General features: G+C 53.2%; 20 protein-coding genes and 3 pseudogenes. 15 read left to right on the top strand and 8 right to left on the bottom strand.

What is annotated here, in order from left to right; genetic code table 11:
• Positions 1-143: 143 nt before the first annotated feature.
• Together purU and HA48_RS07080 are read right to left on the bottom strand one after the other, a co-directional pair.
• A complete protein-coding gene (gene purU / locus HA48_RS07085) occupies positions 144-992 on the bottom strand; it encodes a formyltetrahydrofolate deformylase (RefSeq protein WP_128600397.1) in 849 nt (282 codons plus the stop codon).
• 57 nt (positions 993-1,049) lie between these two features.
• Positions 1,050-1,505: a YchJ family protein gene (locus HA48_RS07080; protein ID WP_128600396.1), complete on the bottom strand. Its 456-nt coding sequence runs from the start codon at positions 1,503-1,505 to the stop codon at positions 1,050-1,052.
• Between the two features lie 96 nt (positions 1,506-1,601).
• Here HA48_RS07080 and rssA point away from each other — a divergent pair, with 96 nt between their 5' ends.
• The 5 genes and pseudogenes from rssA (at position 1,602) to HA48_RS07055 (ending at position 7,112) form a co-directional block, all read left to right on the top strand.
• The gene (gene rssA, locus HA48_RS07075) at positions 1,602-2,507 is read left to right on the top strand and encodes a patatin-like phospholipase RssA (protein WP_128600395.1); all 906 of its coding nucleotides are present in this window, start codon (positions 1,602-1,604) and stop codon (positions 2,505-2,507) included.
• Between the two features lie 101 nt (positions 2,508-2,608).
• Positions 2,609-3,624 (top strand): annotated as a pseudogene (gene rssB, locus HA48_RS07070) (two-component system response regulator RssB).
• A gap of 193 nt (positions 3,625-3,817) precedes the next feature.
• On the top strand, positions 3,818-4,726 hold the full coding sequence (galU, locus tag HA48_RS07065; protein WP_128600394.1) for a UTP--glucose-1-phosphate uridylyltransferase GalU: 909 nt from the start codon (positions 3,818-3,820) through the stop codon (positions 4,724-4,726).
• A gap of 23 nt (positions 4,727-4,749) precedes the next feature.
• Positions 4,750-6,090 carry a UDP-glucose dehydrogenase family protein gene (locus HA48_RS07060; RefSeq protein ID WP_128600393.1) on the top strand — a complete coding sequence of 447 codons (1,341 nt, stop codon included), beginning with the start codon at positions 4,750-4,752 and terminating at the stop codon, positions 6,088-6,090.
• Between the two features lie 14 nt (positions 6,091-6,104).
• Complete coding sequence (locus HA48_RS07055) at positions 6,105-7,112, top strand: NAD-dependent epimerase (RefSeq protein WP_128600392.1); 1,008 nt, start codon at positions 6,105-6,107, stop codon at positions 7,110-7,112.
• 97 nt (positions 7,113-7,209) lie between these two features.
• On the opposite strand, the gene hns is transcribed toward HA48_RS07055, so the two are convergent.
• Positions 7,210-7,617, bottom strand: coding sequence for a histone-like nucleoid-structuring protein H-NS (hns, locus tag HA48_RS07050; protein WP_128600391.1), 408 nt, complete (start codon positions 7,615-7,617; stop codon positions 7,210-7,212).
• 395 nt (positions 7,618-8,012) lie between these two features.
• Between hns and tdk the strand changes: the two are divergent.
• Positions 8,013-8,632, top strand: a pseudogene (tdk, locus tag HA48_RS07045) (thymidine kinase).
• A gap of 51 nt (positions 8,633-8,683) precedes the next feature.
• On the opposite strand, the gene adhE reads toward tdk, so the two are convergent.
• The gene (adhE, locus tag HA48_RS07040) at positions 8,684-11,362 is read right to left on the bottom strand and encodes a bifunctional acetaldehyde-CoA/alcohol dehydrogenase (protein ID WP_128600390.1); all 2,679 of its coding nucleotides are present in this window, start codon (positions 11,360-11,362) and stop codon (positions 8,684-8,686) included.
• 432 nt (positions 11,363-11,794) lie between these two features.
• Between adhE and HA48_RS07035 the strand changes: the two genes are divergently transcribed.
• The 7 genes and pseudogenes from HA48_RS07035 to oppF all read left to right on the top strand — a co-directional run bounded on the left by HA48_RS07035 (position 11,795) and on the right by oppF (position 20,417).
• Complete coding sequence (locus tag HA48_RS07035; RefSeq protein ID WP_128600389.1) at positions 11,795-12,442, top strand: YchE family NAAT transporter; 648 nt, start codon at positions 11,795-11,797, stop codon at positions 12,440-12,442.
• 635 nt (positions 12,443-13,077) lie between these two features.
• Positions 13,078-14,649 (top strand): ABC transporter substrate-binding protein, encoded by a 1,572-nt coding sequence (locus tag HA48_RS07030; protein WP_244182814.1) that lies wholly within the window; start codon positions 13,078-13,080, stop codon positions 14,647-14,649.
• Between the two features lie 158 nt (positions 14,650-14,807).
• A complete protein-coding gene (gene oppA / locus HA48_RS07025; protein WP_128600387.1) occupies positions 14,808-16,448 on the top strand; it encodes an oligopeptide ABC transporter substrate-binding protein OppA in 1,641 nt (546 codons plus the stop codon).
• Positions 16,449-16,529: 81 nt separating this feature from the next.
• Positions 16,530-17,449, top strand: a pseudogene (gene oppB, locus HA48_RS07020) (oligopeptide ABC transporter permease OppB).
• Between the two features lie 15 nt (positions 17,450-17,464).
• Complete coding sequence (oppC, locus tag HA48_RS07015) at positions 17,465-18,373, top strand: oligopeptide ABC transporter permease OppC (RefSeq protein ID WP_128600386.1); 909 nt, start codon at positions 17,465-17,467, stop codon at positions 18,371-18,373.
• A gap of 11 nt (positions 18,374-18,384) precedes the next feature.
• Positions 18,385-19,404, top strand: coding sequence for an ABC transporter ATP-binding protein (gene oppD / locus HA48_RS07010; RefSeq protein WP_128600385.1), 1,020 nt, complete (start codon positions 18,385-18,387; stop codon positions 19,402-19,404).
• Positions 19,401-20,417, top strand: a complete 1,017-nt coding sequence (gene oppF / locus HA48_RS07005) for a murein tripeptide/oligopeptide ABC transporter ATP binding protein OppF (RefSeq protein WP_128600384.1) — start codon at positions 19,401-19,403, stop codon at positions 20,415-20,417. The genes oppD and oppF overlap by 4 nt, the downstream gene beginning before the upstream one ends.
• Before the next feature lie 42 nt (positions 20,418-20,459).
• Here oppF and HA48_RS07000 read toward each other — a convergent pair whose 3' ends face one another.
• Both HA48_RS07000 and cls read right to left on the bottom strand, forming a co-directional pair.
• Positions 20,460-20,789 (bottom strand): HI1450 family dsDNA-mimic protein, encoded by a 330-nt coding sequence (locus HA48_RS07000; RefSeq protein ID WP_208613115.1) that lies wholly within the window; start codon positions 20,787-20,789, stop codon positions 20,460-20,462.
• 37 nt (positions 20,790-20,826) lie between these two features.
• Positions 20,827-22,287, bottom strand: coding sequence for a cardiolipin synthase (gene cls, locus HA48_RS06995; RefSeq protein WP_128600382.1), 1,461 nt, complete (start codon positions 22,285-22,287; stop codon positions 20,827-20,829).
• Positions 22,288-22,449: 162 nt separating this feature from the next.
• Between cls and HA48_RS06990 the strand changes: the two genes are divergently transcribed.
• Positions 22,450-22,623 (top strand): YciY family protein, encoded by a 174-nt coding sequence (locus HA48_RS06990; protein ID WP_128600381.1) that lies wholly within the window; start codon positions 22,450-22,452, stop codon positions 22,621-22,623.
• Positions 22,624-22,637: 14 nt separating this feature from the next.
• Here the strand turns inward: HA48_RS06990 and HA48_RS22180 are convergent, their stop codons facing one another.
• Positions 22,638-22,808: a hypothetical protein gene (locus HA48_RS22180; RefSeq protein WP_167377143.1), complete on the bottom strand. Its 171-nt coding sequence runs from the start codon at positions 22,806-22,808 to the stop codon at positions 22,638-22,640.
• Between the two features lie 3 nt (positions 22,809-22,811).
• Positions 22,812-23,108: a YciI family protein gene (locus HA48_RS06985; protein WP_128600380.1), complete on the bottom strand. Its 297-nt coding sequence runs from the start codon at positions 23,106-23,108 to the stop codon at positions 22,812-22,814.
• 204 nt (positions 23,109-23,312) lie between these two features.
• Between HA48_RS06985 and tonB the strand changes: the two genes are divergently transcribed.
• Entirely contained in the window at positions 23,313-24,044 is a 732-nt protein-coding gene (tonB, locus tag HA48_RS06980) for a TonB system transport protein TonB (protein ID WP_208613114.1), read from the top strand.
• Positions 24,045-24,049 lie beyond the last annotated feature (5 nt).

The following is a 24,049-nucleotide window of genomic DNA, read 5'->3' as shown; positions in this document are numbered from 1 at the left end:
CTGGCCTGAATCTTTATGCCTGAAAGCGGGGCGCATCATACCAAATGCGCTAAGCCTGTAAAGCACCCATTTTTAAAATGTGAATCGTTTGCCCACTTTTTACGCGTGGCGCTGAAGAGTTAAACAATTCAGCGCCCTGGCCGTTACAAAATAATGGTGCGATTACCGTAAACAAACACACGCTGACCCAGCACCTTATACAGGGCGCGGCTCAATACGTTCTTTTCAACGTCACGCCCGGCACGCATCATCTCTTCTGCGGTGTAGCTGTGATCGACGTTGATAACGTCCTGCATAATGATTGGGCCCTCATCCAGATTATCATTCACATAGTGCGCGGTTGCGCCGATGATCTTCACGCCACGCTCATAGGCCTGATGGTAAGGGCGCGCGCCAATAAAGGCTGGCAGGAACGAGTGGTGAATATTGATGATCTGATTCGGGTAGCGCTGGACAAAGGCGGGCGTCAGCACGCGCATGTACTTAGCCAGTACCACATAATCCGGCTGATAGCGGTCAATTTCATCCGCCATACGATTGTCATGCTCTTCGCGCGTATGACCCTCATGGCTCACCAGCACGAAAGGAATATCAAAACGTTCAACCAGCGAACGCAGCGTATCGTGATTACCAATAACCGCCGCAATCTCCATATCGAGACCGCCAAACGCGCTTTTCATTAGCAGGTCGCCCAGGCAGTGCGCCTCTTTGGTGACCAGAATCACCACGCGACGCCGGCCAGCGCTGTGCAGCTCACGAACAGAACCCGCCGGCAGTGCGCTATCAAGATCGGCGAGCAATGTGTTGTCGTTAAAAATACCTTCCAGCTCTGTGCGCATGAAGAAGCGCCCGGTACGGTGATCGACGAACTCATTGTTCTGCACAATGTTGAGTTCATGCTTGTAGCAAATATTGGTGATCTTGGCGATCAGACCCTTTGCATCGGGGCAAATGGTCCGTAAAACTTTTCGTTGCATGGTTTGCGCTTGCATCTCGATCAGAGTCCTGTCAAAGCGATGAATAGTAAAGCCGTTGGGCACCTGTCCGGCTTAGCCACAACATTTTTTGTATTTTTTATCGGAGCCACAAGGGCAGCGATCGTTACGCCCTAACGCCGGCGTTGTTCCGTCAACATAGTACCAGCGTTGATCCTCGCGAAGAAAGCGTGAACATTCATACAGGGAGGAAGTGCGTGCTTTTTCGAGGTAACGCGCAAAAAAAGTCACAAAGGCCTCATTCTCATGGCTTCCGTGATTACAACGGGTTACATTCAGCCCCAGCCATTCTGTACCGGCAAAACTTTCGGATAAAAGCGTCTCCATTCCGTCCCCCCGTTTACTGGGGTGCCAGGTTTGCGTCAGATATGCCGCGTTGTGTTTCACATACGCTGAGTAGCGCGAGCGCATTAATTGTTCGGCGCTGGCGGGGATCGCCTCACCGTTCAGAAAGGGCTGGCAACATAAGCTATACTGCTTTCCGCTGCAGCAGGGGCACGTTTCCGACACGTTATCTCCTGAGAGTGATAAAAGTGAATAACAGCGTGCGCTATGGTAGCCGACTGTCAGGTGTGATGCTACGTATCTGGCTAAGCACGAGGTGCGATGAGAAAGGTAAAAATCGGGCTGGCATTAGGCTCGGGAGCCGCGAAAGGCTGGGCGCATATTGGTGTGATCAATGCGCTTGAGCGGGCAGGTGTTGAAATTGATGTGGTGGCCGGTTGCTCGGTTGGGGCACTGGTGGGTTCAGCTTACGTTAACGGTCATCTGGGTATCATGGAGAAGTGGGTCAGCGCATTTCGTTACTGGGACGTGATCCGCCTCATGGATCTGTCGTGGCAGCGTGGCGGCCTGCTGCGCGGCGACAGGGTGTTTAGCCACATTCGCCAGCTTATTCCTGATGAACGTATTGAAGGGTGTGACAAGCCGTTTGGTGTCGTGGCGACCAACCTCAGTACCGGACGTGAACTCTGGCTTACAGAGGGCGATTTGCATCAGGCTGTGCGCGCTTCCTGTAGTATGCCAGGCTTATTGCCTCCCGTTGGCTACAATGGTTATTGGCTGGTGGATGGCGCGGTGGTCAATCCGGTACCGATTTCGCTTACTCGGGCGCTGGGCGCGGACATCGTTATTGCGGTCGATCTGCAACACGATGCGCATCTGATGCAGCAGGATCTGCTGTCCGTCACGCCACAGAGTGGCGAAGAGGCCGCCGCAGCAGAAGCCCTGAGCTGGGGTAAAAAATTGCGTCAGCGTTTACTTGGGCTGACGCATCGCCGGGCAAACCAGTCGCCGGGTGCGATGGAGATTATGTCAACATCGATCCAGGTTTTAGAAAATCGCCTGAAGCGCAACCGTATGGCGGGCGATCCACCGGATGTGCTGATTCAGCCCTTTTGTCCGCAGATTTCCACGCTGGACTTTCATCGTGCTGAAGAAGCCATTGCGGCAGGCAAGGCCGCCGTTGAGAAAAAAATGGATGAACTATTACCGCTGGTCCGTAACAGATAATCAGTTGTTCATTCACCGGGGTTGTGACTTCGGCTAATTCTGAAAGGCACAACTGAGCTTTATGAACCACTATTGAAATATCTGGTACGCAGGGGGAGAGAATGGAAAAACCACTACTCGGCAAAAAGATACTCATTGTCGAAGATGAGGTCGTTTTCCGTTCATTGTTAGACAATTTGTTGAGTGGCCTTGGCGCCACCACGCTGGAAGCGGGTGACGGTCAGGACGGGCTGACCTCGCTTTCAGCACAGGCTGTGGATCTGGTGATTTGCGATCTGGAGATGCCGCGTATGGGCGGTATTCAGTTTGTTGAGCACATCCGCAGCCGCGGCAACAGTGTGCCGATCCTGATAATTTCTGCCACGCAGAACATGGCGGATATCGCCCATGTGCTACGTTTGGGCGTACAGGATGTGCTGCTGAAGCCCTTGAAGAACCTGGAACGTTTCCGCGAGGCGGTATTCGAATGCCTCTATCCGTCGATGTTCACCTCCAAAGTGGAGGAGGATGAGCAGCTATTTCAGGACTGGGACGCGCTGGTCCGCGATCCGCTGGCGGCAGCCAAATTGCTTAAGCAACTGCAGCCGCCGGTACAACAAACTATTGCTAACTGCCGCATCAACTATCGCCAGCTTACCATGCAGAACAGCCCGGGCTGGTGCTGGATATCGCCGCACTCTCTGACAAAGATCTCGCCTTTTACTGTCTGGATGTCACGCGCGCCGGGGATAACGGTGTGCTGGCAGCGCTGCTGTTACGGGCTCTGTTTAACGGCCTGCTTCAGGAGCAGCTCTCGGGTCAAAAACAGCGGTTGCCTGAACTGAATGGCTTATTGCGTCAGGTTAATATGCTGCTGCGCCAGGCTAATCTGCAGGGGCAATTCCCTCTGCTGGTCGGTTATTACCATCGCCAGTTAAATAACCTGATTCTGGTTTCTGCGGGATTAAACGCCACGCTGCACATTAACAGCAATCAAATTCAGCTCAGCAATGGCGTACCACTGGGAACGATGGGCAGTACACATCTCAATCAGATCAGTCAGCGGGCTGACGCCTGGCAGTGCCATGTCTGGGGTGCCGGAGGCAGGCTCCGCCTGATGTTATCGACGGAAGAATAAGCACGCATATTTATCTTTGGTGCGGTTTGAAGACAGGGCCAGGGCTGAGCTTTACACTTGGGTAATAGTCTTAAATTCCGTGGATTAACTTCATCCAGGATAAATCCGTCCGACACTAACTGATATACTCATTTCGTTTTTTAAACCGACATATCAAGTATTAACTTGAACGGCCTATTAAGAGAGGTATTTGATGTCTGCCTATAAGTCTAAAGTAAAAAAAGCGGTAATCCCGGTTGCAGGTCTGGGTACGCGTATGCTGCCTGCCACCAAAGCTATTCCAAAAGAGATGTTGCCGCTGGTCGACAAGCCGCTGATTCAATATGTCGTAAACGAGTGTATTGCTGCCGGTATCAACGAAATTGTGCTGGTGACTCACTCATCCAAAAACGCTATTGAAAACCATTTTGATACCAGCTTTGAGCTGGAATCTATGCTGGAAAAACGCGTTAAGCGCCAGCTGCTGGATGAGATCCAGTCCATCTGCCCACCGCACGTTACCATCATGCAGGTACGTCAGGGTATCGCGAAGGGCCTGGGTCACGCTGTCATGTGCGCCCATCCGCTGGTAGGTGACGAGCCTGTCGCGGTTATTCTGCCGGACGTGATCATCGATGAGTACGAATCTAACCCAACCAAAGACAACCTGGCAGAGATGCTGGCGCGCTTCGAAGAGAGCGGCCGTAGCCAGATTATGGTTGAGCCGGTGGCAGATGTCACAGCTTACGGTGTAGTGGATTGTCAGGGTGCTGAACTGGCACCAGGCCAGAGCGCACCGATGGTCGGTGTGGTTGAGAAGCCTAAAGCGGCTGAAGCGCCATCAAACCTGGCGGTTGTCGGTCGTTATGTGCTTTCTGCAGATATCTGGCCACTGCTGGCAAAAACCCCTCCGGGCGCAGGTGGTGAAGTACAGCTGACTGACTCAATCGCGATGCTGATGGAAAAAGAGACCGTAGAGGCGTATCACCTGACCGGTGTCAGCCATGACTGCGGTAACAAACTGGGTTATATGCAAGCTTTCGTTGAATACGGTGTGCGTCATCCGGTGCTGGGCAAAGATTTCGCTCAGTGGCTCGACGGTGCAGTAGGCGACAAAAAGTAATTCATTAAGCACAGGATAATTCAATGAAAGTCACTGTATTTGGTATCGGCTATGTCGGTCTGGTTCAGGCTGCGGTGTTGGCCGAAGTCGGACATGACGTTCTCTGTATTGATGTCGACGCGCAAAAAGTCGAAAACCTGAAAAAAGGTATCATCCCGATTTTCGAACCTGGTCTGACGCCGCTGGTCATGTCTAACTACGAAGCGGGTCGCCTGAAATTCAGCACCAATGCGGAAGAAGGCGTTAACCATGGTGTGATGCAATTTATTGCAGTGGGTACGCCGCCGGATGAAGATGGTTCTGCCGATCTGAAGTATGTGACTGCGGTTGCGCGCACGATTGCGCAGCACATGAACGATCATAAAGTGGTTATCGACAAGTCTACCGTACCGGTAGGCACCGCTGACCGCGTACGCTCTGTGATGCTGGAAACGCTCAAGCAGCGCGATGCCAGCATTGCCTTTGACGTGGTATCAAACCCGGAATTCCTGAAAGAGGGTGCAGCCGTTAACGACTGTATGCGTCCGGAGCGCATCGTTGTCGGTACCGACAATGATGAAGTGGTAGAACTGCTGCGTGAACTGTACGAGCCGTTCAACCGCAATCACGATCGCATGATTCTGATGGATATTCGCAGCGCAGAGCTGACCAAGTACGCCGCAAACTGCATGCTGGCGACTAAAATCAGCTTCATGAATGAAATCTCTAACCTGGCAGAACGTCTGGGAGCCGACGTTGAGAAAGTGCGTCAGGGGATTGGTTCAGATTCGCGTATCGGTTATCACTTCATCTACCCTGGCTGCGGCTACGGTGGATCGTGCTTCCCGAAAGATGTGCAGGCGCTGATTCGCACCGCTGAATCGATCGGTTATACGCCTCGCCTGTTACAGGCCGTTGAAGACGTTAACGACTCACAGAAAAATAAGCTGCCGACGTTTATTAAGCGTCACTTTGGCGACGACTTACGCGGTAAAACTTTCGCGCTGTGGGGCCTGGCGTTTAAACCGAACACGGATGACATGCGTGAAGCATCAAGCCGTGTTCTGATGGAAGCCTTATGGCAGGCAGGGGCTACTGTTCAGGCGTTTGACCCCGAAGCGATGGAAGAAGCCCAGCGCATCTATGGTCACCGCGACGATCTGAAGCTGACCGGGACCAAAGAAGCGGCGCTGCAGGGCGCCGATGGCCTGGTAATTTGCACCGAGTGGCAGAATTTCCGTGCACCAGATTTCGATGTCATTAAATCGGCGTTAAAAGAACCCGTGATTTTTGATGGTCGTAACCTGTATGATCCGGAACGTATCAGCAAACGCGGTTTCGTTTATTATGCAATCGGCCGCGGAGCGTCTATTAAAATTGCGTAATAAATGAGGGATGTATGAACTTTCTGGTTACCGGCGCAGCAGGGTTTATTGGTTTTCATGTGAGTCAGCGCTTGCTGGCGGCCGGTCACCAGGTTGTCGGTATCGACAACCTGAATGACTATTATGATGTCAGCCTTAAACAGGCTCGCCTCGATCAGATTGAACAACATCCTGCGTTTACTTTTTTGAAAATGGACCTGGCAGATCGCCAGGCCATTTCTTCTCTGTTTAGTCAGCATCAGTTTGAGCGCGTTATTCATTTAGGTGCTCAGGCAGGCGTACGTTATTCCATCGATAATCCACACGTCTACGCAGACGCGAACTTAGTAGGCCATCTCAATATTCTCGAAGGATGCCGTCATCATAAGATTGGCCATCTTCTCTATGCTTCCTCCAGCTCTGTTTATGGCCTGAATCGTAAAATGCCTTTTTCAACGGCAGATTCAGTTGACCATCCGGTTTCGTTGTATGCGGCAACCAAAAAAGCCAACGAATTAATGTCGCACACCTATTCTCATCTGTATCAAATACCCACGACCGGCTTACGATTCTTTACTGTCTATGGCCCATGGGGTCGACCAGATATGGCGCTCTTTAAATTCACCCGCGCCATGCTGGCAGGCGAAGCGATAGATGTTTATAACCGTGGCGAAATGACGCGCGACTTCACCTATATTGACGACATTGCGGAAGCGATTGTCCGGTTACAGGATGTCATCCCGCAACCTGATGAAAACTGGACGCCTGAAGAGGGTTCACCGGCCACCAGTTCTGCGCCATATCGGGTTTATAATATAGGCAACAGCCAGCCAACCAGCCTGATGACCTATATTGAAGCGCTGGAAAAAGCACTGGGAATTGAAGCAAAGAAAAATATGCTGCCGCTGCAGCCGGGCGATGTGTTAGGCACCAGCGCTGATACCCAACCGCTGTATGAGGCGATTAACTTCCGTCCGCAAACCAGCGTAGAGCAGGGCGTAAAGCAATTTGTTACGTGGTATCGCAGGTTCTATTCGCAATAACAGCACAAAAAAAAGGAAGCTTTACGCTTCCTTTTTTCTTACCTGGTGTAAATCAAAACTTAGCATGAGATTGCTAACTGTTCGAAGCACTGGCACCTTACAGCAGGAAATCGTCCAGTTGTTTACCTTGTTCTTCAATCGCTTTTTTAATGACTGCTGGTGTACGGCCCTGGCCTGTCCAGGTGCGGTTCTCACCGTTCTCATCAACGTACGAATATTTGGCCGGGCGTGCAGCACGTCGGGCCTTACCCGGTGCTTTACTTTCTGACAATGCAGAGAGTAATTCATTAGGATCAATTCCGTCAGCCAGCAGCATTTCGCGGTATTGTTCCAGCTTACGCGTGCGCTCAGCGTTTTCAGCCTGTGCGTGCGTATCTTCTTCACGACGTTCATTCACCACAACTTCGAGTTTTTCCAGCATCTCTTCCAGTGTTTCCAGAGAGCATTCCCGAGCCTGCGCGCGCAATGTACGGATATTATTAAGAATTTTAAGTGCTTCGCTCATTGTCCTAATCTCAAAATATAATAAGTGGGAGTTGTTCTGCCGACTCATAATAGTGTTGGAAAAAAATAACTGCAATAGCCAGATTTAAATGCAAAAGGTAAAGTTAAAGTTATGAGAGCGATTCAACCAGCATTATATTTACGGCTTGCTTAATTTTCGCATTGATATGTTTGTATACCAACAGTAATCAACTCACCAATCTTTACCGGGTAATTAAGCTGAATAAGCACGCTATGTGGCAAACACTTTGACATAATGTGCTGCATAAGCGAGAGGGCATCCACGTTTGCGGTGGCGTTAATTTGAGCAAATGATAAAAATTATGCATCGTAGCAGCACGGCCTCTTTATGGTAAACTCACGCGCAACGGATTTATGCTGTGATGAGATTTGCATATGGCTCAACTCTATTTTTATTACTCGGCGATGAACGCGGGCAAATCGACTGCGCTGTTACAATCGTCCTACAATTACCAGGAGCGCGGCATGCGTACGCTGGTGTATACCGCAGAAATTGATGACCGCTTCGGCTCAGGTAAAGTCAGCTCGCGAATTGGTCTTTCGTCTCCCGCTTTTTTATATAACGTTGAGACTCAGCTACACGACGAAATAGCCGCGCAGCATGCGCAACAGCCGGTGCACTGTGTGCTAGTCGATGAGAGCCAATTTCTTACCCGTGAACAAGTCCGTGCGCTATCTGATGTCGTCGACAATATGGATATTCCGGTGCTCTGTTATGGCTTACGCACTGATTTCCGGGGGGAGCTGTTTGTCGGCAGTCAATATTTATTGGCGTGGGCAGATAAACTGGTGGAACTGAAAACCATCTGTCACTGTGGGCGTAAAGCAGCATGGTGTTGCGTCTGGATGCCCATGGTAAACCTTTCAGTGAAGGTGAGCAGGTGGTGATTGGCGGCAACGAGCGCTACATCTCGGTATGCCGTAAGCACTATAAACAGGCGATAGACGAAGGATCGCTGAAGGCGATTTACGGTACGCAGACGCCGCACGGTTAAATTCTCCCGTTATAAAAAAACCCGCCGAAGCGGGTTTTTTGTTTCAGGCCGTTATGCCTTCTTCATCTTCTTTTCGGCTTTCACCGCTTTAGGCTCGGTCGCCGTGACCAGTGCATCACCGGCTTCTGAAAACTCCCGGCCGTAGTAGGTATCCAGCATGATCTGTTTCAGTTCGGCAATCAGCGGATAGCGTGGGTTAGCGCCGGTACACTGATCGTCAAACGCATCATCAGCCAGCTTGTCTACCTTCGCCAGGAAGTCGGCTTCCTGCACGCCGGCTTCACGGATGGATGTTGGAATACCCAACTGGGTTTTCATCTCTTCCAGCCATGCCAGCAGTTTCTCAATTTTCTGCGCCGTACGGTCACCGGCGGCACTCAGACCCAGATGATCCGCAATCTCAGCGTAGCGACGACGTGCCTGAGGGCGGTCGTACTGGCTGAAAGCTGTCTGCTTGGTCGGATTATCATTGGCGTTATAGCGAATGACGTTACAGATCAACAGTGCGTTAGCCAGGCCGTGCGGAATATGGAACTCCGATCCTAATTTGTGGGCCATAGAGTGGCACACACCCAGGAACGCATTAGCAAATGCGATACCGGCGATAGTTGCCGCATTATGCACACGTTCACGCGCCACCGGATTTTTGGCGCCTTCACGGTAGCTGGCTGGCAAATTCTCTTTCAACAGCTTCAGCGCCTGCAGCGCCTGGCCATCTGAGTACTCATTCGCCAGTACAGAGACATACGCTTCCAGTGAGTGGGTCACCGCATCCAGGCCGCCGAACGCGCACAGTGAGCGCGGCATATCCATCACCAGGTTCGCATCGACAATCGCCATGTCTGGCGTCAGCGCATAGTCAGCCAGCGGATACTTCTGACCGGTAGCATCATCGGTGACCACTGCAAACGGTGTCACTTCTGAACCGGTTCCTGAGGTAGTGGTAATCGCCACCATGCGCGCCTTCACGCCCATTTTCGGGAATTTGTAGATACGTTTACGGATATCCATAAAGCGCAGCGCCAGCTCTTCGAAGTGCGTTTCCGGATGTTCATACATCACCCACATGATTTTCGCCGCATCCATTGGCGAGCCGCCGCCCAGAGCGATGATCACATCGGGTTTAAAGCTGTTCATCTGCTCGGCGCCTTTGCGCACGATGCTCAGGGTAGGGTCTGCTTCCACCTCAAAGAACACTTCAGTTTCGATACCGTGTGATTTGAGTACACGCGTTACCTGGTCGGCATAGCCGTTATTGAACAGGAAGCGGTCAGTCACGATAAAGGCACGTTTGGCGCCGTCGGTAGCCACCTCTTCCAGCGCGATAGGCAGTGAGCCGCGACGGAAGTAGATGGATTTTGGAAGTTTATGCCACAACATATTTTCAGCTCGCTTGGCGACGGTTTTCTTATTGATAAGATGTTTAGGTCCGACGTTTTCCGAAATTGAGTTACCGCCCCAGGAGCCGCAGCCCAGCGTCAGGGAAGGTGCCAGCTTAAAGTTATACAGGTCGCCAATACCGCCCTGTGAAGCCGGCGTGTTAATCAAAATACGGGCGGTTTTCATCTTGTCGCCAAAGTAGTGCACGCGTTCGCGCTGGTTATCCTGGTCGGTATACAGACAAGAGGTATGGCCGATACCGCCCATCGCCACCAGCTTCTCGGCTTTATCAACGGCATCGTAGTAGTCAGTCGCACGGTACATCGCCAGAGTTGGGGAGAGTTTTTCATGCGCGAAGGGTTCGGACTCATCTACCAGCTGCACTTCGCCAATAAGGATTTTGGTGTTAACCGGCACGCTGATGCCCGCCAGTTCAGCAATTTTATATGCCGGCTGGCCCACAATCGCTGCGTTCAGCGCGCCGTTCTTCAGAATGATATCCTGCACCGCTTTCAGCTCCGCGCCCTGCAGCAGGTAGCCGCCATGGCTGGCGAAGCGTTCACGTACTGCGTCATAGGCTGAATCAACCACAATCACGGATTGCTCAGAGGCGCAGATTACGCCGTTATCAAAAGTCTTGGACATCAGGATAGAGGCGACCGCACGTTTAATGTCGGCGGTTTCATCGATGACAACCGGCGTATTACCGGCACCCACGCCAATGGCGGGTTTACCTGAACTATAGGCCGCTTTCACCATGCCGGGGCCGCCTGTGGCCAGAATCAGGTTGATATCCGGGTGGTGCATCAGCTGATTGGACAACTCAACGGAAGGGGCATCAATCCAGCCGATAATATCTTTCGGTGCACCTGCGGCAATGGCGGCCTGCAGGACAATATCTGCCGCTTTATTGGTGGCATCTTTAGCGCGGGGATGCGGTGAGAAGATGATGCCGTTGCGGGTTTTCAGGCTAATCAGTGCCTTAAAGATGGCGGTTGAGGTTGGGTTTGTGGTGGGCACGATGCCGCAAATCAGACCGATTGGTTCGGCAATGGTGATGGTACCAAAGGTGTCATCGGTGGCGAGGACGCCACAGGTTTTTTCATCTTTATAGGCATTATAAATATATTCAGAGGCGAAGTGGTTTTTGATGACTTTGTCTTCAACAATCCCCATGCCGGATTCGGCAACCGCCATTTTAGCGAGAGGGATGCGGGCATCGGCGGCAGCCAGTGCGGCAGCACGGAAAATCGTATCAACTTGTTCCTGACTAAAATTGGCGTATTCGCGCTGTGCCTGTTTAACACGCTCAACCAGGGCGTTAAGCTCGGCAACATTAGTAACGGCCATAATTCTCTCCTAAGGAAGTTAAACTCTTTTAGTAAACAAGCCTGAACTCAGAAGTATAGGCACGTCGCGCTTAAATTTTGCGCAGAACGGCATTTTGCCGTTGCTTACTAAAAGGGTTTTTATCGGAAAGCGGCTTAATCAGTTTGAATTCGATGGGGTAAGATTACCCCTGATGAGGTAGGCTGATTTTGATGCAGATCAAATCACAGCCGCGCTGACACCATTCAGCAGTGACTTTTGCAAGTAAAGTTAGCCGGATCGTGCATAACATCTCTTCTGCGGCTGGCTACGCTGCATCTTAAGCGAGTGTAAGTGCGTTAAACTGCTTAAGGGCAGTTCAGGCAGCAGATATTTCTGCCTTTGCCACTGGTTTTCCATTCGGTATATGCACTACATTAAGCGCGTTTTCTTCGCCCTCATCTGGAGCCCACTTTGACCCCTGTGCTACTTGATCTCTCCGGCTATATAAAATTCTTTGTCGGGCTGTTTGCGCTGGTTAACCCGGTTGGCATTATTCCGGTCTTTATCAGCATGACCCGCTATCAGGCCGTAGCTGAGCGCAATAAAACTAACCTTACGGCAAACCTGGCCGTGGCCATTATTCTCTGGACTTCACTGTTCCTCGGCGATGGCATTCTGCATCTGTTTGGTATCTCCATTGATTCGTTCCGTATTGCGGGCGGCATTCTGGTGGTCACTATCGCAATGTCGATGATCAGCGGCAAACTGGGCGAAGATAAACAGAATAAGCAGGAGAAATCAGAAACGGCCATTCGTGAAAGTATCGGTGTGGTACCGCTGGCTTTACCGTTAATGGCCGGGCCAGGGGCGATAAGTTCTACCATTGTCTGGAGTTCACGCTACCACAGCTGGCCTAATCTGCTCGGCTTTACCGTAGCCGTCGCGCTTTTCGCTTTCTGCTGCTGGCTGTTATTCCGTGCTGCGCCGCTGATGGTAAGAGTGTTAGGGCAGACCGGCATTAACGTTATTACCCGTATCATGGGCTTACTGCTTATGGCATTGGGCATTGAATTTGTTGTTACCGGTATGAAAGCCATTTTTCCTGGCTTACTGAATTAACGACAAGTTATTTTTCAGCGGAAACGCCCTTCCGATCCAAAATGGTGCAAATAAGTGTTTTATTGCACCATTTAAGGGATTTTATTCAGCGTGCTTAATATCGTGCACGTGATATCACTTTTGCTACTCACTGCGCTTACTCTCGCTCTTAAACCCTAAAAAGGTGTGATAATTGTCACAGCTTATCGCACTGGTGGAGTGCGCAATGACAGCATTAAACTGTCCTTTTATGCACTGAAGTAAGTAATCATCACGCTTTTTTAAGCCATAGCAGTGATATTTGTAAATATTATAAGATTAGTTGATTAACGAATAATTAACGTGCAAATTATGCCTTTAATTCATTATTATCAATAATTTAAGTAATATTTTTGCTTAATAATTAACACTTTTCCTGCGCAGCCTGACGTGATAAAAGAGAATTAGCTAACATTTTTGCGGTTTAGCTTTGGCGTCCAGCCAACGCATCTGATAATTTTCGGCTCTCCGCAAAATTTTTATCTGTTAGTGACAAATGTGTACGCTTCTTGCTTACTCGCTATCAGGTTAATGTTAAAGGCAGATGTTGATTGATGAAATGCATGGTAGCGAATACGGCTGCGCGCTCACTCATAGCGCTCTGCCTTGCAGGCGGGATGGCGCAAAGCCGGGCGGCTGAAATACCCGCCGGTACACAATTAGCGGATGCACAACGCATCGTCATTAATAATGGTAGCGAAGTCTCTTCCTTAGACCCGCAAAAAACGGAAGGCGTACCGGAATCCAATGTGATCCGCAATCTGCTGGAGGGTCTGGTTGAAACCGATAATAACGGTAAAACGGTGCCGGGCGTGGCAGAGAGCTGGCACAATGAACAGGGCCGAGTCTGGACCTTTATCCTGCGCGATAATGCGCGCTGGAGCAATGGGGAGCCGGTAACCGCTCAGGATTTTGTCTACAGCTGGCAACGGCTGGCTGACCCGCAAACGGCTTCGCCTTATGCCAGCTATCTGCAGGCCGCGCACTTCAGTCATATTGACGCCATTCTGGCGGGCAAAGCTGCACCCGCCGAACTGGGCGTGAAAGCGCTGGACGATCGCCATCTGCAAGTCACCTTATCTGAACCGGTTCCCTATTTTGTCGATATGCTCGCGCATGCGTCAATGAAACCGGTGTATCGCCCGGCGGTGGAGAAGTGGGGCGAGCAGTGGACACAGCCGCAGCACTACGTCGGCAATGGTGCGTTCACGCTGGCGGAGTGGGTGGTCAACGAACACATCATCGTTAAACGCAATCCACAATACTGGGATAACGCCCATACCGTACTGGATCAGGCTACCTTTCTGGCGCTCTCTTCAGAGAACAGCGACATCAACCGCTATCGCAGCGGTGGTACCGACATGACTAACAGCGTCGTGCCACCTGACATGTTCCACAAGCTGCAGCAGGCGCTGGGTGAAGAGGTGAAAGTCAGTCCACTGCTCTGCACGTTCTATTACGAAATCAACAATAAAAAAGCACCGTTCGATGATGCGCGCGTACGGACTGCCTTAAAACTGACGTTGGATCGTGACATCATCGCGCAGAAGATCATGGGGCAGGGGCAGATTCCGGCTTATGGGCTGACGCCGCCTTTTACCCAGGGCATCACGCTGGGTGAACCGGACTGGGCAAAACAGACCCAGGCGGAGCGCAATGCCGCGGCGAAACAGCTGCTTGAGCAGGCTGGCTTTGATGCGCAGCACCCTCTGCGTTTTACGCTGCTCTATAACACCTCGGAGCAGAATAAGCGCCAGGCGATTGCGGCGGCTTCCATGTGGCAGAAAAACCTCGGCGCGCAGGTAACGCTGCAAAATCAGGAGTGGAAGACTCTGCTGGAGACGCGCCGCCAGGCACAGTATGACGTGGTACGCGCCACCTGGTGCGCCGATTACAACGAACCCTCGACGTTTCTCAATATGCTGATTAGCGGCTCATCCATCAACACGGCGTTCTATCACAGCACGGCCTTTGATGCGCTGATGGCAAAGAGCCTGAGCACAAGCGATGCCGCGCAGCGCGCAACGCTTTATCAGCAGGCAGAAGGGCAGTTAGATCGGGATTCAGCGATTGTACCGGTCTACTATCGCGTCAGCGTAAGGCTGGTGAAGCCATGGGTGGGCGGCTTCACGGGAAAAGACCCGCAGGATATGCTGGCGCTGAAATACTATTACATAAAGAAACATTGAGTAATGTGACCCACCGGCGCTACAGTCGGGCGTCACGTTACCGTGGTAACCCTGAAGGGTGGTAGTGATCTTCGTTCAGACAGGCGGAGATCTCCCGGAGGCGGGGTACGCCGGGCAGTTCGCTGACCCGGTGACGATAATAAAACTGGAGCATAATAATGAACAACATCACGAAAAAAAGTCTGATTGCCGCGGGCGTACTGGCAGCTATCGGGGCGTTCGCAGGGAATGCCGCGCTGGCAGCCACCGTGCCAGCAGGCACGGAATTGGCAGCAAAACAGGAGCTGGTGCGCGGCAATGGCGATGAAGTGCAGTCGCTGGATCCGCACAAAATTGAAGGCGTTCCGGAAAGCAACATTGCACGCGATCTGTACGAAGGTTTGATTGTCAGCGACAGTAACGGTAAGCCAGTTCCTGGCGTGGCGGAGAGCTGGGAAAACAAAGATTTCAAAGTCTGGACGTTCCACCTGCGTAAAAACGCGAAGTGGTCAAACGGCGAGCCGGTGACCGCGCAGGACTTCGTCTACAGCTGGCAGCGTCTGGTGGATCCTAAAACCGCTTCCCCTTATGCCAGCTATCCGCAATATGGCCATATTGCCAATGTTGATGAGATCATCGAAGGTAAAAAACCGACCTCTGAGTTAGGCGTTAAAGCGCTGGATGACCATACGCTGGAAGTGACGCTGAGTCAGCCCGTGCCCTATTTCTATAAGCTGCTGATCCACTCTGTGATGTCGCCAGTGTACAAACCTGCCATTGAGAAAGCGGGCGATCAGTGGACACAGCCGCAGAACTGGGTCGGCAACGGCGCATTTAAGCTGGAATCACACGTCATCAACGAACGCGTGACGCTGGTGCGTAACCCGCAGTACTGGGATAACGAGCATACCGTGCTGAACAAAGTGACCTTCCTGCCCATCAACTCAGAAGTCAGCGACGTGAACCGCTACTTCTCTGAGAACGGCAGTGACATCACCTACAACAACATGCCGATCGAGCTGTTTAAAAAGCTGCAGCGTGACAACGGCAAAGAGCTGATGGTCAAGCCGTACCTCTGCACCTACTACTACGAGATCAACAACCAGAAAGCCCCATTCACCGATCCGCGCGTACGTACCGCGCTGAAACTGGGTCTGGATCGCGACATCATGGTAAATAAGGTACTGGCACAGGGCCAGCAGCCGGCTTACAGCTTCACCCCGCCGGCCACTGACGGTATGGAACTGCTGCCGCCGGACTGGTTCAAGTGGGATCAGAACAAGCGTAACGAAGAGGCGAAAAAACTGCTGGCCGAAGCTGGCTATACCGCCGATAAGCCGCTGACCTTTAACCTGCTGTACAACACGTCCGATCTGCATAAGAAGCTGGCGATCGCCGCCTCTTCCATCTGGAAGAAAAACATTGGCGTAAACATCAAGCTGGAGAACCAGGAGTGGAAAACTTTCCTGGATACCCGTCATCAGGGCAACTTTGACGTTTCGCGCGCCGCCTGGTGTGCAGATTACAACGAACCGACCTCGTTCCTGAACATCATGCTCTCTAACAGCAGCAGTAACACCTCGCACTACAAGAGCGAAGATTTCGACAAGGTGATCCACGATGCGGTGAAAGCGGCGGATGATAAAGCACGCGTAGCGGATTATCAGAAAGCCGAGCAGATCCTGGATAAAGACAGCACGATTGTACCGGTTTACTACTACGTGAACGCCCGCCTGGTGAAACCGTACGTAGGCGGTTACACCGGTAACGATCCGCTGGATAATACCCTCGATAAAAACCTATATATCATTAAACATTAATAGCACTCAGGCTATCGACAGTGGCGGTGCTGCGGCGCCGCCTTTTTGACTTTGTGAAGCAACAGCCTGGTAGGTACGGCAATGTTAAAATTCATCCTGCGTCGGCTCCTGGAAGCCATTCCGACGCTGTTTATCCTTATTACCATCTCCTTCTTTATGATGCGCCTGGCGCCCGGTAGCCCCTTTACCGGCGAGCGTACGCTGTCGCCGGAAGTGATGGCGAACATCGAAGCCAAATACCATCTCAACGATCCGATCGGCAAACAGTACCTCAGCTACCTGGTTCAGCTGGCGCACGGCGATTTCGGTCCGTCGTTTAAATACAAAGACTACTCGGTGAACTACCTGGTGGGTCATGCGTTTCCGGTCTCGGCTAAGCTGGGGCTGGCGGCCTTCTTCCTCGCCGTAGTGCTTGGCGTGACGGCGGGCGTCATTGCAGCCTGAAGCAGAACAGCCTGTGGGATTACGCAGTGATGGGGGTCGCCATGACCGGCGTTGTGATACCCAGCTTTGTCGTGGCACCGCTGCTGGTGCTGGTTTTCGCCATTACCCTGCGCTGGCTGCCGGGCGGCGGCTGGAACGGGGGGCAGTGGAACTACATGCTGCTGCCGATGGTCGCGCTGTCGCTGGCCTACATTGCCAGCATTGCCCGTATTACCCGCGGTTCGATGATTGAAGTGATGCACTCTAACTTTATCCGTACGGCGCGCGCCAAAGGCCTGCCGCTACGTCGCATCGTACTGCGCCATGCGCTGAAACCGGCGCTGTTGCCGGTACTCTCCTACATGGGGCCGGCGTTCGTGGGCATCATTACTGGCTCCATGGTGATCGAGTCCATCTATGGCCTGCCGGGTATCGGCCAGCTGTTTGTGAACGGCGCGCTCAACCGCGACTACTCGCTGGTGATGAGTCTGACGATTCTGGTCGGCGTGCTGACCATTCTGTTCAATGCGATCGTTGACGTGCTGTATGCCGTTATCGATCCAAAAATCCGTTACTGATGGTGGAGCTCGCTCATGATGTTAAGTAAGAAAAATAGCGAAGCTCTGGATGCTTTCAGCGAGAAGCTGGAAGTAGAAGGGCGCAGCCTGTGGCAGGATGCGCGTCGTCGCTTTATTCATAACCGTGCGGCGCTGATTAGCCTGCTGGTGCTGCTGCTGATTACGCTGTTTGTCATCTTCGCGCCGATGCTGGCGCAGTTTCGCTATGACGATACCGACTGGGCGATGATGTCATCACCGCCGGACACTACATCCGGTCACTGGTTCGGTACCGACTCATCCGGGCGTGATCTGCTGGTACGCGTGGCGATTGGTGGACGTATTTCGCTGATGGTGGGCATTGCATCCGCGCTTATCGCGGTGCTGGTAGGGACGCTCTACGGTTCGCTGGCGGGCTATCTTGGCGGCAAAATTGACTCCGTGATGATGCGTATTCTGGAGATCCTTAACTCGTTCCCGTTTATGTTTTTCGTCATCCTGCTGGTGACCTTCTTCGGACGCAACATTCTGCTGATTTTCGCTGCGATCGGCATGGTGTCATGGCTGGATATGGCGCGTATCGTGCGCGGTCAGACGCTGGGACTGAAACGCAAAGAGTTTATTGAAGCCGCGCAGGTTGGCGGCGTCTCCACGGTCAGTATCGTGCTGCGGCACATTGTGCCAAACGTGCTTGGCGTAGTGGTGGTTTATGCCTCGCTGCTGGTACCGAGCATGATCCTGTTCGAATCTTTCCTCAGCTTCCTGGGGCTGGGTACGCAGGAGCCGCTGAGCAGCTGGGGTGCGCTGCTGAGTGACGGCGCTAACTCGATGGAAGTGTCGCCGTGGTTGCTGATGTTCCCGGCCGGTTTCCTGGTGGTTACGCTGTTCTGTTTTAACTTTATCGGCGATGGCCTGCGTGACGCCCTCGACCCGAAAGACCGTTAAGGAGTTTCCCGATGACTATTCATGACATTCAGCCAGCGACTGCTGCGCATGCGGGAAACAGTAACCTGCTGCTTGATGTTAAAGATCTGCGCGTTACGTTTGGCACCCATGACGGTGATGTCACCGCTGTGAACGACCTCAACTTTTCGCTGCGGGCCGGTGAAACGCTGGGCATTGTGGGTGAATCCGGCTCCGGAAAGTCGCAAACTGCGTTTGCACTGATGGGCCTGCTGGCGAAAAATGGCCGCATTGGTGGATCGGCAAAATTCAATGGCGACGAGATCCTGAATTTGCCGGAGAACAAGCTCAATAAGCTGCGCGCCGAACAGATCGCGATGATCTTCCAGGACCCGATGACCTCGCTTAATCCCTATATGCGGGTAGGTGAGCAGTTGATGGAAGTGCTGAAGCTGCATAAAGGCATGAGCAGCGCGCAGGCGTTCGAGGAGTCTGTGCGCATGCTGGATGCAGTGAAGATGCCGGAAGCGCGTAAGCGCATGAAGATGTTCCCGCATGAGTTCTCAGGCGGTATGCGTCAACGTGTGATGATCGCCATGGCGCTGCTGTGCCGGCCAAAACTGCTGATCGCTGATGAGCCTACTACCGCGCTTGATGTGACGGTTCAGGCGCAGATCATGACGCTGCTGAACGAGCTGAAGCGCGAGTTTAATACCGCCATCATCATGATCACCCACGATTTGGGTGTGGTCGCCGGTATCTGCGACAAAGTGCTGGTGATGTATGCCGGCCGCACCATGGAGTATGGCCGCGCTCGTGATGTGTTCTATCAGCCGGCTCATCCTTACTCGATTGGTCTGCTCAGCGCGGTGCCGCGCCTGGATGCAGAAGAGGGCGAGTCGCTGACGACCATTCCGGGCAACCCGCCCAATTTACTGCGTCTGCCGCAGGGGTGTCCGTTCCAGCCGCGCTGTGCATATGCGATGGAGATTTGCAGCAAATCCCCACCGCTGGAACCCTTTGCTGAAGGTCGTCTGCGTGCCTGCTTCAAGCCGGTGGAGGAGTTAGTATGAGCACCGTTGTCGAAGAGAAAAAAGTGCTGCTGGAGATCGCCGATCTCAAAGTGCATTTCGATATAAAAGATGGCCGGCAGTGGTTCTGGCAACCACCAAAAACTCTGAAAGCGGTCGATGGCGTCAGCCTGCGGCTGTACGAAGGGGAAACGCTGGGCGTGGTCGGTGAATCCGGCTGCGGTAAGTCAACGCTGGCGCGTGCCATCATTGGCCTGGTGAAAGCCACTGATGGCCGGGTTGCCTGGCTGGGACGCGATCTGCTTGGCCAGAGCCAGGAGGAGTGGCGCCAGGCGCGTAGCGATATCCAGATGATCTTTCAGGACCCGCTTGCGTCGCTGAACCCGCGTATGACGATTGGCGATATCATTGCCGAACCTCTGCGCACCTATTATCCAAAGATGGCGCGTCAGGAAGTCAGGGATAAGGTCAAGGCGATGATGATGAAGGTGGGCCTGCTGCCGAACCTCATCAACCGCTATCCGCATGAGTTCTCGGGTGGCCAGTGCCAGCGTATCGGTATTGCCCGCGCGCTGATTCTGGAACCGAAGCTGATCATCTGTGATGAGCCGGTTTCCGCGCTGGATGTGTCTATTCAGGCTCAGGTGGTCAATCTGCTGCAAAAGCTGCAGCGTGAAATGGGGCTGTCGCTGATCTTTATCGCGCACGATCTGGCGGTGGTGAAGCACATCTCCGATCGCGTGCTGGTGATGTATCTGGGCCATGCCGTTGAGCTGGGGACGTATGATGCGGTCTATAACAATCCGCAGCATCCTTATACCAGGGCGCTGATGTCGGCGGTGCCAATTCCGGATCCGGATCTGGAGAAGAATAAACAGATTCAGCTGCTGGAAGGGGAGCTGCCCTCGCCAATCAATCCGCCGTCAGGCTGCGTGTTCCGCACCCGATGCCCGATTGCGGGGCCGGAGTGCGCGAAAACGCGTCCGCTACTGGAGGGGAGCTTCCGGCATGCCGTATCGTGCCTGAGGTTGATCCCCTGTAGCGCGCAGCGCTAAAAAGAGAACGCCGGGCAGGTGCCCGGCGTTGCTATACCGTTTTTATTCACGCCACAGAATGTGGCACAGCTTGTGATCTTTCTCCCGGCACAGCAGCACACGCGCGAAGATATCAGTAATCGGTTCGCCATCGGCTTCACCCAGACCGATCACCACTTCTGCGAAGAAGTCCGGGTTGAGGTCAAAATCGACGTGCTCCTGCCAGTCCTCTGCCGGATCAAACAGTTCGGCGCCGCCGCGCTCCTCAAACTGCAGATTAAACAGAATGATGTCTGCCGGATCGAGGTTGTCGCCTGCCAGCTCCAGAAAAATATCGTAAGCCTGCTCCAGCGTCTCATCTTCGGTAAGGCGATTGTTTAAATCCATGGTCATTCCTGCTTGCCCTGAGGCGGTAATATTTTGGCTCGTTTTACAGTAAAGGGCTAAAGAAGTAAAACAGTCGTTCGACGATGCGCTGCCACCAGGCACGTTTTGCCCAGCGGGCGCCATCCAGTAAGCGCGAGCGGGCGATGTAATCATCCTGTACGGTAGCAAGATCGCTGCCGAAGCCATCATCATCCACCACCAGGGTGATCTCAAAGTTAAGCCACAGGCTGCGCATATCGAGGTTAACGGTGCCCACCAGGCTTAGCTGCCCATCCACCAGCACGCTCTTGGTGTGCAGCAGGCCATCCTCAAACTGATAAATCCTTACTCCGGCCTCCAGCAGTTCGGTGAAGAAGGCGCGGCTGGCCCAGCCGACCAGCAGAGAGTCATTATGACGCGGTACAATAATGCTCACCTCTACGCCGCGCTGCGCAGCGGTACAGATGGCATGCAACAGGTCGTCGCTGGGCACGAAGTAGGGCGTGGTCATAATCAGCTGCTCGCGTGCGGAGTAGACCGCAGTCAGCAGCGCCTGATGAATCATATCTTCGGGGAAACCCGGCCCGGAGGCGATCACCTGAATGGTGTGGCCGCTCTCCTGTTCAAACGGCATCACATTGCCGTCCGGCGCTGGGGGCAGGATGCGCTTACCGGTTTCAATCTCCCAGTCGCAGGCATAAACAATACCCATGGTCGTCGCGACCGGGCCTTCCATGCGCGCCATCAGATCGATCCACTGACCCACGCCAGCGTCCTGTTTAAAGAAGCGCGGATCGACCAGATTCATACTGCCGGTATAGGCGATGTAATTATCAATCAGCACCACTTTACGATGCTGGCGTAGATCCATGCGGCGCAGGAACACGCGCAGCAGGCTCACCTGCAACGCTTCAACCACGTCAATGCCGGCGTTACGCATCATGCTGGCCCATGGGCTGCGGAAGAAGGTCACGCTGCCGGCAGAGTCAAGCATCAGGCGGCAGTGAACGCCGCGACGCGAAGCGGCCATCAGGGATTCGGCCACCTCGTCTGCCAGCCCGCCCGGCTGCCAGATATAGAACACCATCTCAATATTGTGGCGCGCCAGCTGAATGTCACGAATCAGCGCTTTCATCACATCATCAGTACTGGTGAGCAGCTGCAGCTGATTGCCTTTTACCCCGGCGATGCCCTGGCGATGACGACAGAGATCAAACAGCGAACGGGCCACATCACTGTGTTCGGTGGCAAAGATATGTCGGCACTGTTTGAGATCGTTCAGCCACCTGGCGGTTGAGGGCCACATGGTGCGGGCACGTTCGGCGCGTCGCTTGCCAAGATGCAGTTCACCAAATGACAGATAAGCGATGATACCCACCAGCGGCAGAATATAGATAATCAGCAACCAGGCCATTGCGGAGGTCACCGCACGTCGTTTCATCAGAATACGCAGCGTGACACCCGCAATCAGCAGCCAGTAGCCAAACAGCAGCAACCAACTGACGAGGGTATAAAATGTGGTCATTAAGTGGACATCCTGTTCGCGCTTTGATGGGCAAAGTTTACGTGTTGATCTGCATCAGCGAAACCTTTAATCGTTCATGACGCTTCCATGAAGGTTTCGATTTGGCATTTTATTTGAGATCTCTATAATGCCTGGCGAGTTTAGTCTGTCTGAGAGGATGTAATGAGACGAAGCAGAAATGAAGTGGCGCGCTGGAGAATGTTACGTCAGGTGCACCGACGCCGTGCGCGCTGGCTGGAAGGGCAGTCACGGCGCTACAAACGCATTCATGCCATTCGTCATCAGGTGGCACAGCAGCATCGCCGTTCCATTCTGTTTATCACGCAGATTGTCTGATCGGTAACCGCGTGTCACTGGCCGCGTAATACCAGCGTGACGTTAACGATCTGCAGGGCAGCGGCCAGCACCACCATCATAACAATTTGCTGGCGCGCAGCGCGCCAGCCCTGTCGACGCCATAGCCACAGTGCTCTGCCAATCAGCAACAGCACCATCACCAGCAGCATAAGCGATTGCCACATCGATCAGAACACGCGCTTAAACGGCTTCACGGCGACTTTTTCATACACGCCAGCCGCAATGTAAGGGTCATCTTTCGCCCAGGATTCAGCCTCTTCCAGCGAAGAGAATTCGGCAACAATTGCGGAGCCGGTAAAACCAGCCGGGCCGGGATCGTTACTGTCCACAGCCGGCAGCGGACCCGCAACAATCAGGCGGCCTTCATCCTGTAACAACTGCAGCCGCGCCAGATGCGCAGGACGTACGGCGTTGCGTTTTTCCAGTGAATCCGCGGTATCTTCCGCATAAATAAGATAAAGCACGATGGGATACTCCCGTTAGACTTGCCGAAATTGCGAGACACGTTAAGTGATCGTAGATCAGAGTGCAAACGAAAGATAAAGCGAATGCGGCACAGCGCAGGCAGGGTTAAAAAGGCTTTTCTCAGCGTCACTTACACATCGGTTATTGAAACTGATTGCTATTTGCATTTAAAATCTGTGCTTCATTCAATGAACATGACTGATATGACGACGTTGACTACGCCTTTTCCAGCACGTACCCCCGTTTCGGTAATTTTGTCCGTGGTACTTCACGGCTCGGTAATCGCCGGCATTCTGTATGCATCGTTTCATCAGACCATTGAGGTTCCGAAAGCATCGCAACCCATCAGCATTAGTATGGTTGCCCCGGAAGTGCAGCCAGAACCGGCGCCGGCTGCCGTTACGCCTCCGCCGCCTCCTGAGCCTGAACCTGAACCGGAGGTCGCGCCCGAACCGCCAAAGGTTGAGCCAGTGCCGATTCCCAAGCCCGAGCCAAAACCCAAGCCGAAGCCCAAGCCGAAGCCGAAGGTAGAGAAGCGGGTTGAACCGCGGCCGAAGCAGCAGCCAAAGCCGCAGGAGAACCCGTTTAAGCAGGATGCGCCGACCACGCAGACTCGACCATCCACCGCGCCGAAGGCGAACCCTGCGCCAGCGCCGGGCGTCTCTGACGGGCCAAAAGCCATGAACGTCAGCAAACCGGCCTATCCGGCACGCGCATTTGCGCTACGCGTGGAAGGCCGCGTGCGCGTGAAGTTTGATGTCGACAGCGATGGCCGCGTCGATAACGTTGAGATTCTCTCTGCAGAGCCGCGCAACATGTTTGAACGGGAAGTGAAAACGGCCATGAAGAAATGGCGGTATCAACCGGGGCGGCCGGGGAAAGGGCTTACCATGAATATCGTGTTCCGCATTAACGGCGGCGCGAACATCGAATAACTGAG

The sequence above is a fragment of the Pantoea wallisii genome, assembly GCF_002095485.1.
In the GTDB taxonomy this organism is placed as follows: domain Bacteria; phylum Pseudomonadota; class Gammaproteobacteria; order Enterobacterales; family Enterobacteriaceae; genus Pantoea; species Pantoea wallisii.
This window is presented reverse-complemented; position numbering and strand designations above follow the sequence as displayed.

Excerpts from the sequence above, each read along its gene's own strand:
- oppC (WP_128600386.1), top strand. The coding sequence starts at position 17,465 with ATGATGTTAAGTAAGAAAAATAGCGAAGCTCTGGATGCTTTCAGCGAG.
- oppF (WP_128600384.1), top strand. The coding sequence starts at position 19,401 with ATGAGCACCGTTGTCGAAGAGAAAAAAGTGCTGCTGGAGATCGCCGAT.
- cls (WP_128600382.1), bottom strand. The coding sequence starts at position 22,287 with ATGACCACATTTTATACCCTCGTCAGTTGGTTGCTGCTGTTTGGCTAC.
- tonB (WP_208613114.1), top strand. The coding sequence starts at position 23,313 with ATGACGACGTTGACTACGCCTTTTCCAGCACGTACCCCCGTTTCGGTA.
- purU (WP_128600397.1), bottom strand. The coding sequence starts at position 992 with ATGCAAGCGCAAACCATGCAACGAAAAGTTTTACGGACCATTTGCCCC.
- adhE (WP_128600390.1), bottom strand. The coding sequence starts at position 11,362 with ATGGCCGTTACTAATGTTGCCGAGCTTAACGCCCTGGTTGAGCGTGTT.
- HA48_RS22180 (WP_167377143.1), bottom strand. The coding sequence starts at position 22,808 with ATGTGGCAATCGCTTATGCTGCTGGTGATGGTGCTGTTGCTGATTGGC.
- hns (WP_128600391.1), bottom strand. The coding sequence starts at position 7,617 with ATGAGCGAAGCACTTAAAATTCTTAATAATATCCGTACATTGCGCGCG.
- HA48_RS06990 (WP_128600381.1), top strand. The coding sequence starts at position 22,450 with ATGAGACGAAGCAGAAATGAAGTGGCGCGCTGGAGAATGTTACGTCAG.
- HA48_RS07000 (WP_208613115.1), bottom strand. The coding sequence starts at position 20,789 with ATGACCATGGATTTAAACAATCGCCTTACCGAAGATGAGACGCTGGAG.
- galU (WP_128600394.1), top strand. The coding sequence starts at position 3,818 with ATGTCTGCCTATAAGTCTAAAGTAAAAAAAGCGGTAATCCCGGTTGCA.
- rssA (WP_128600395.1), top strand. The coding sequence starts at position 1,602 with ATGAGAAAGGTAAAAATCGGGCTGGCATTAGGCTCGGGAGCCGCGAAA.
- HA48_RS07055 (WP_128600392.1), top strand. The coding sequence starts at position 6,105 with ATGAACTTTCTGGTTACCGGCGCAGCAGGGTTTATTGGTTTTCATGTG.
- HA48_RS07030 (WP_244182814.1), top strand. The coding sequence starts at position 13,078 with ATGGCGCAAAGCCGGGCGGCTGAAATACCCGCCGGTACACAATTAGCG.
- oppD (WP_128600385.1), top strand. The coding sequence starts at position 18,385 with ATGACTATTCATGACATTCAGCCAGCGACTGCTGCGCATGCGGGAAAC.
- HA48_RS07060 (WP_128600393.1), top strand. The coding sequence starts at position 4,750 with ATGAAAGTCACTGTATTTGGTATCGGCTATGTCGGTCTGGTTCAGGCT.
- oppA (WP_128600387.1), top strand. The coding sequence starts at position 14,808 with ATGAACAACATCACGAAAAAAAGTCTGATTGCCGCGGGCGTACTGGCA.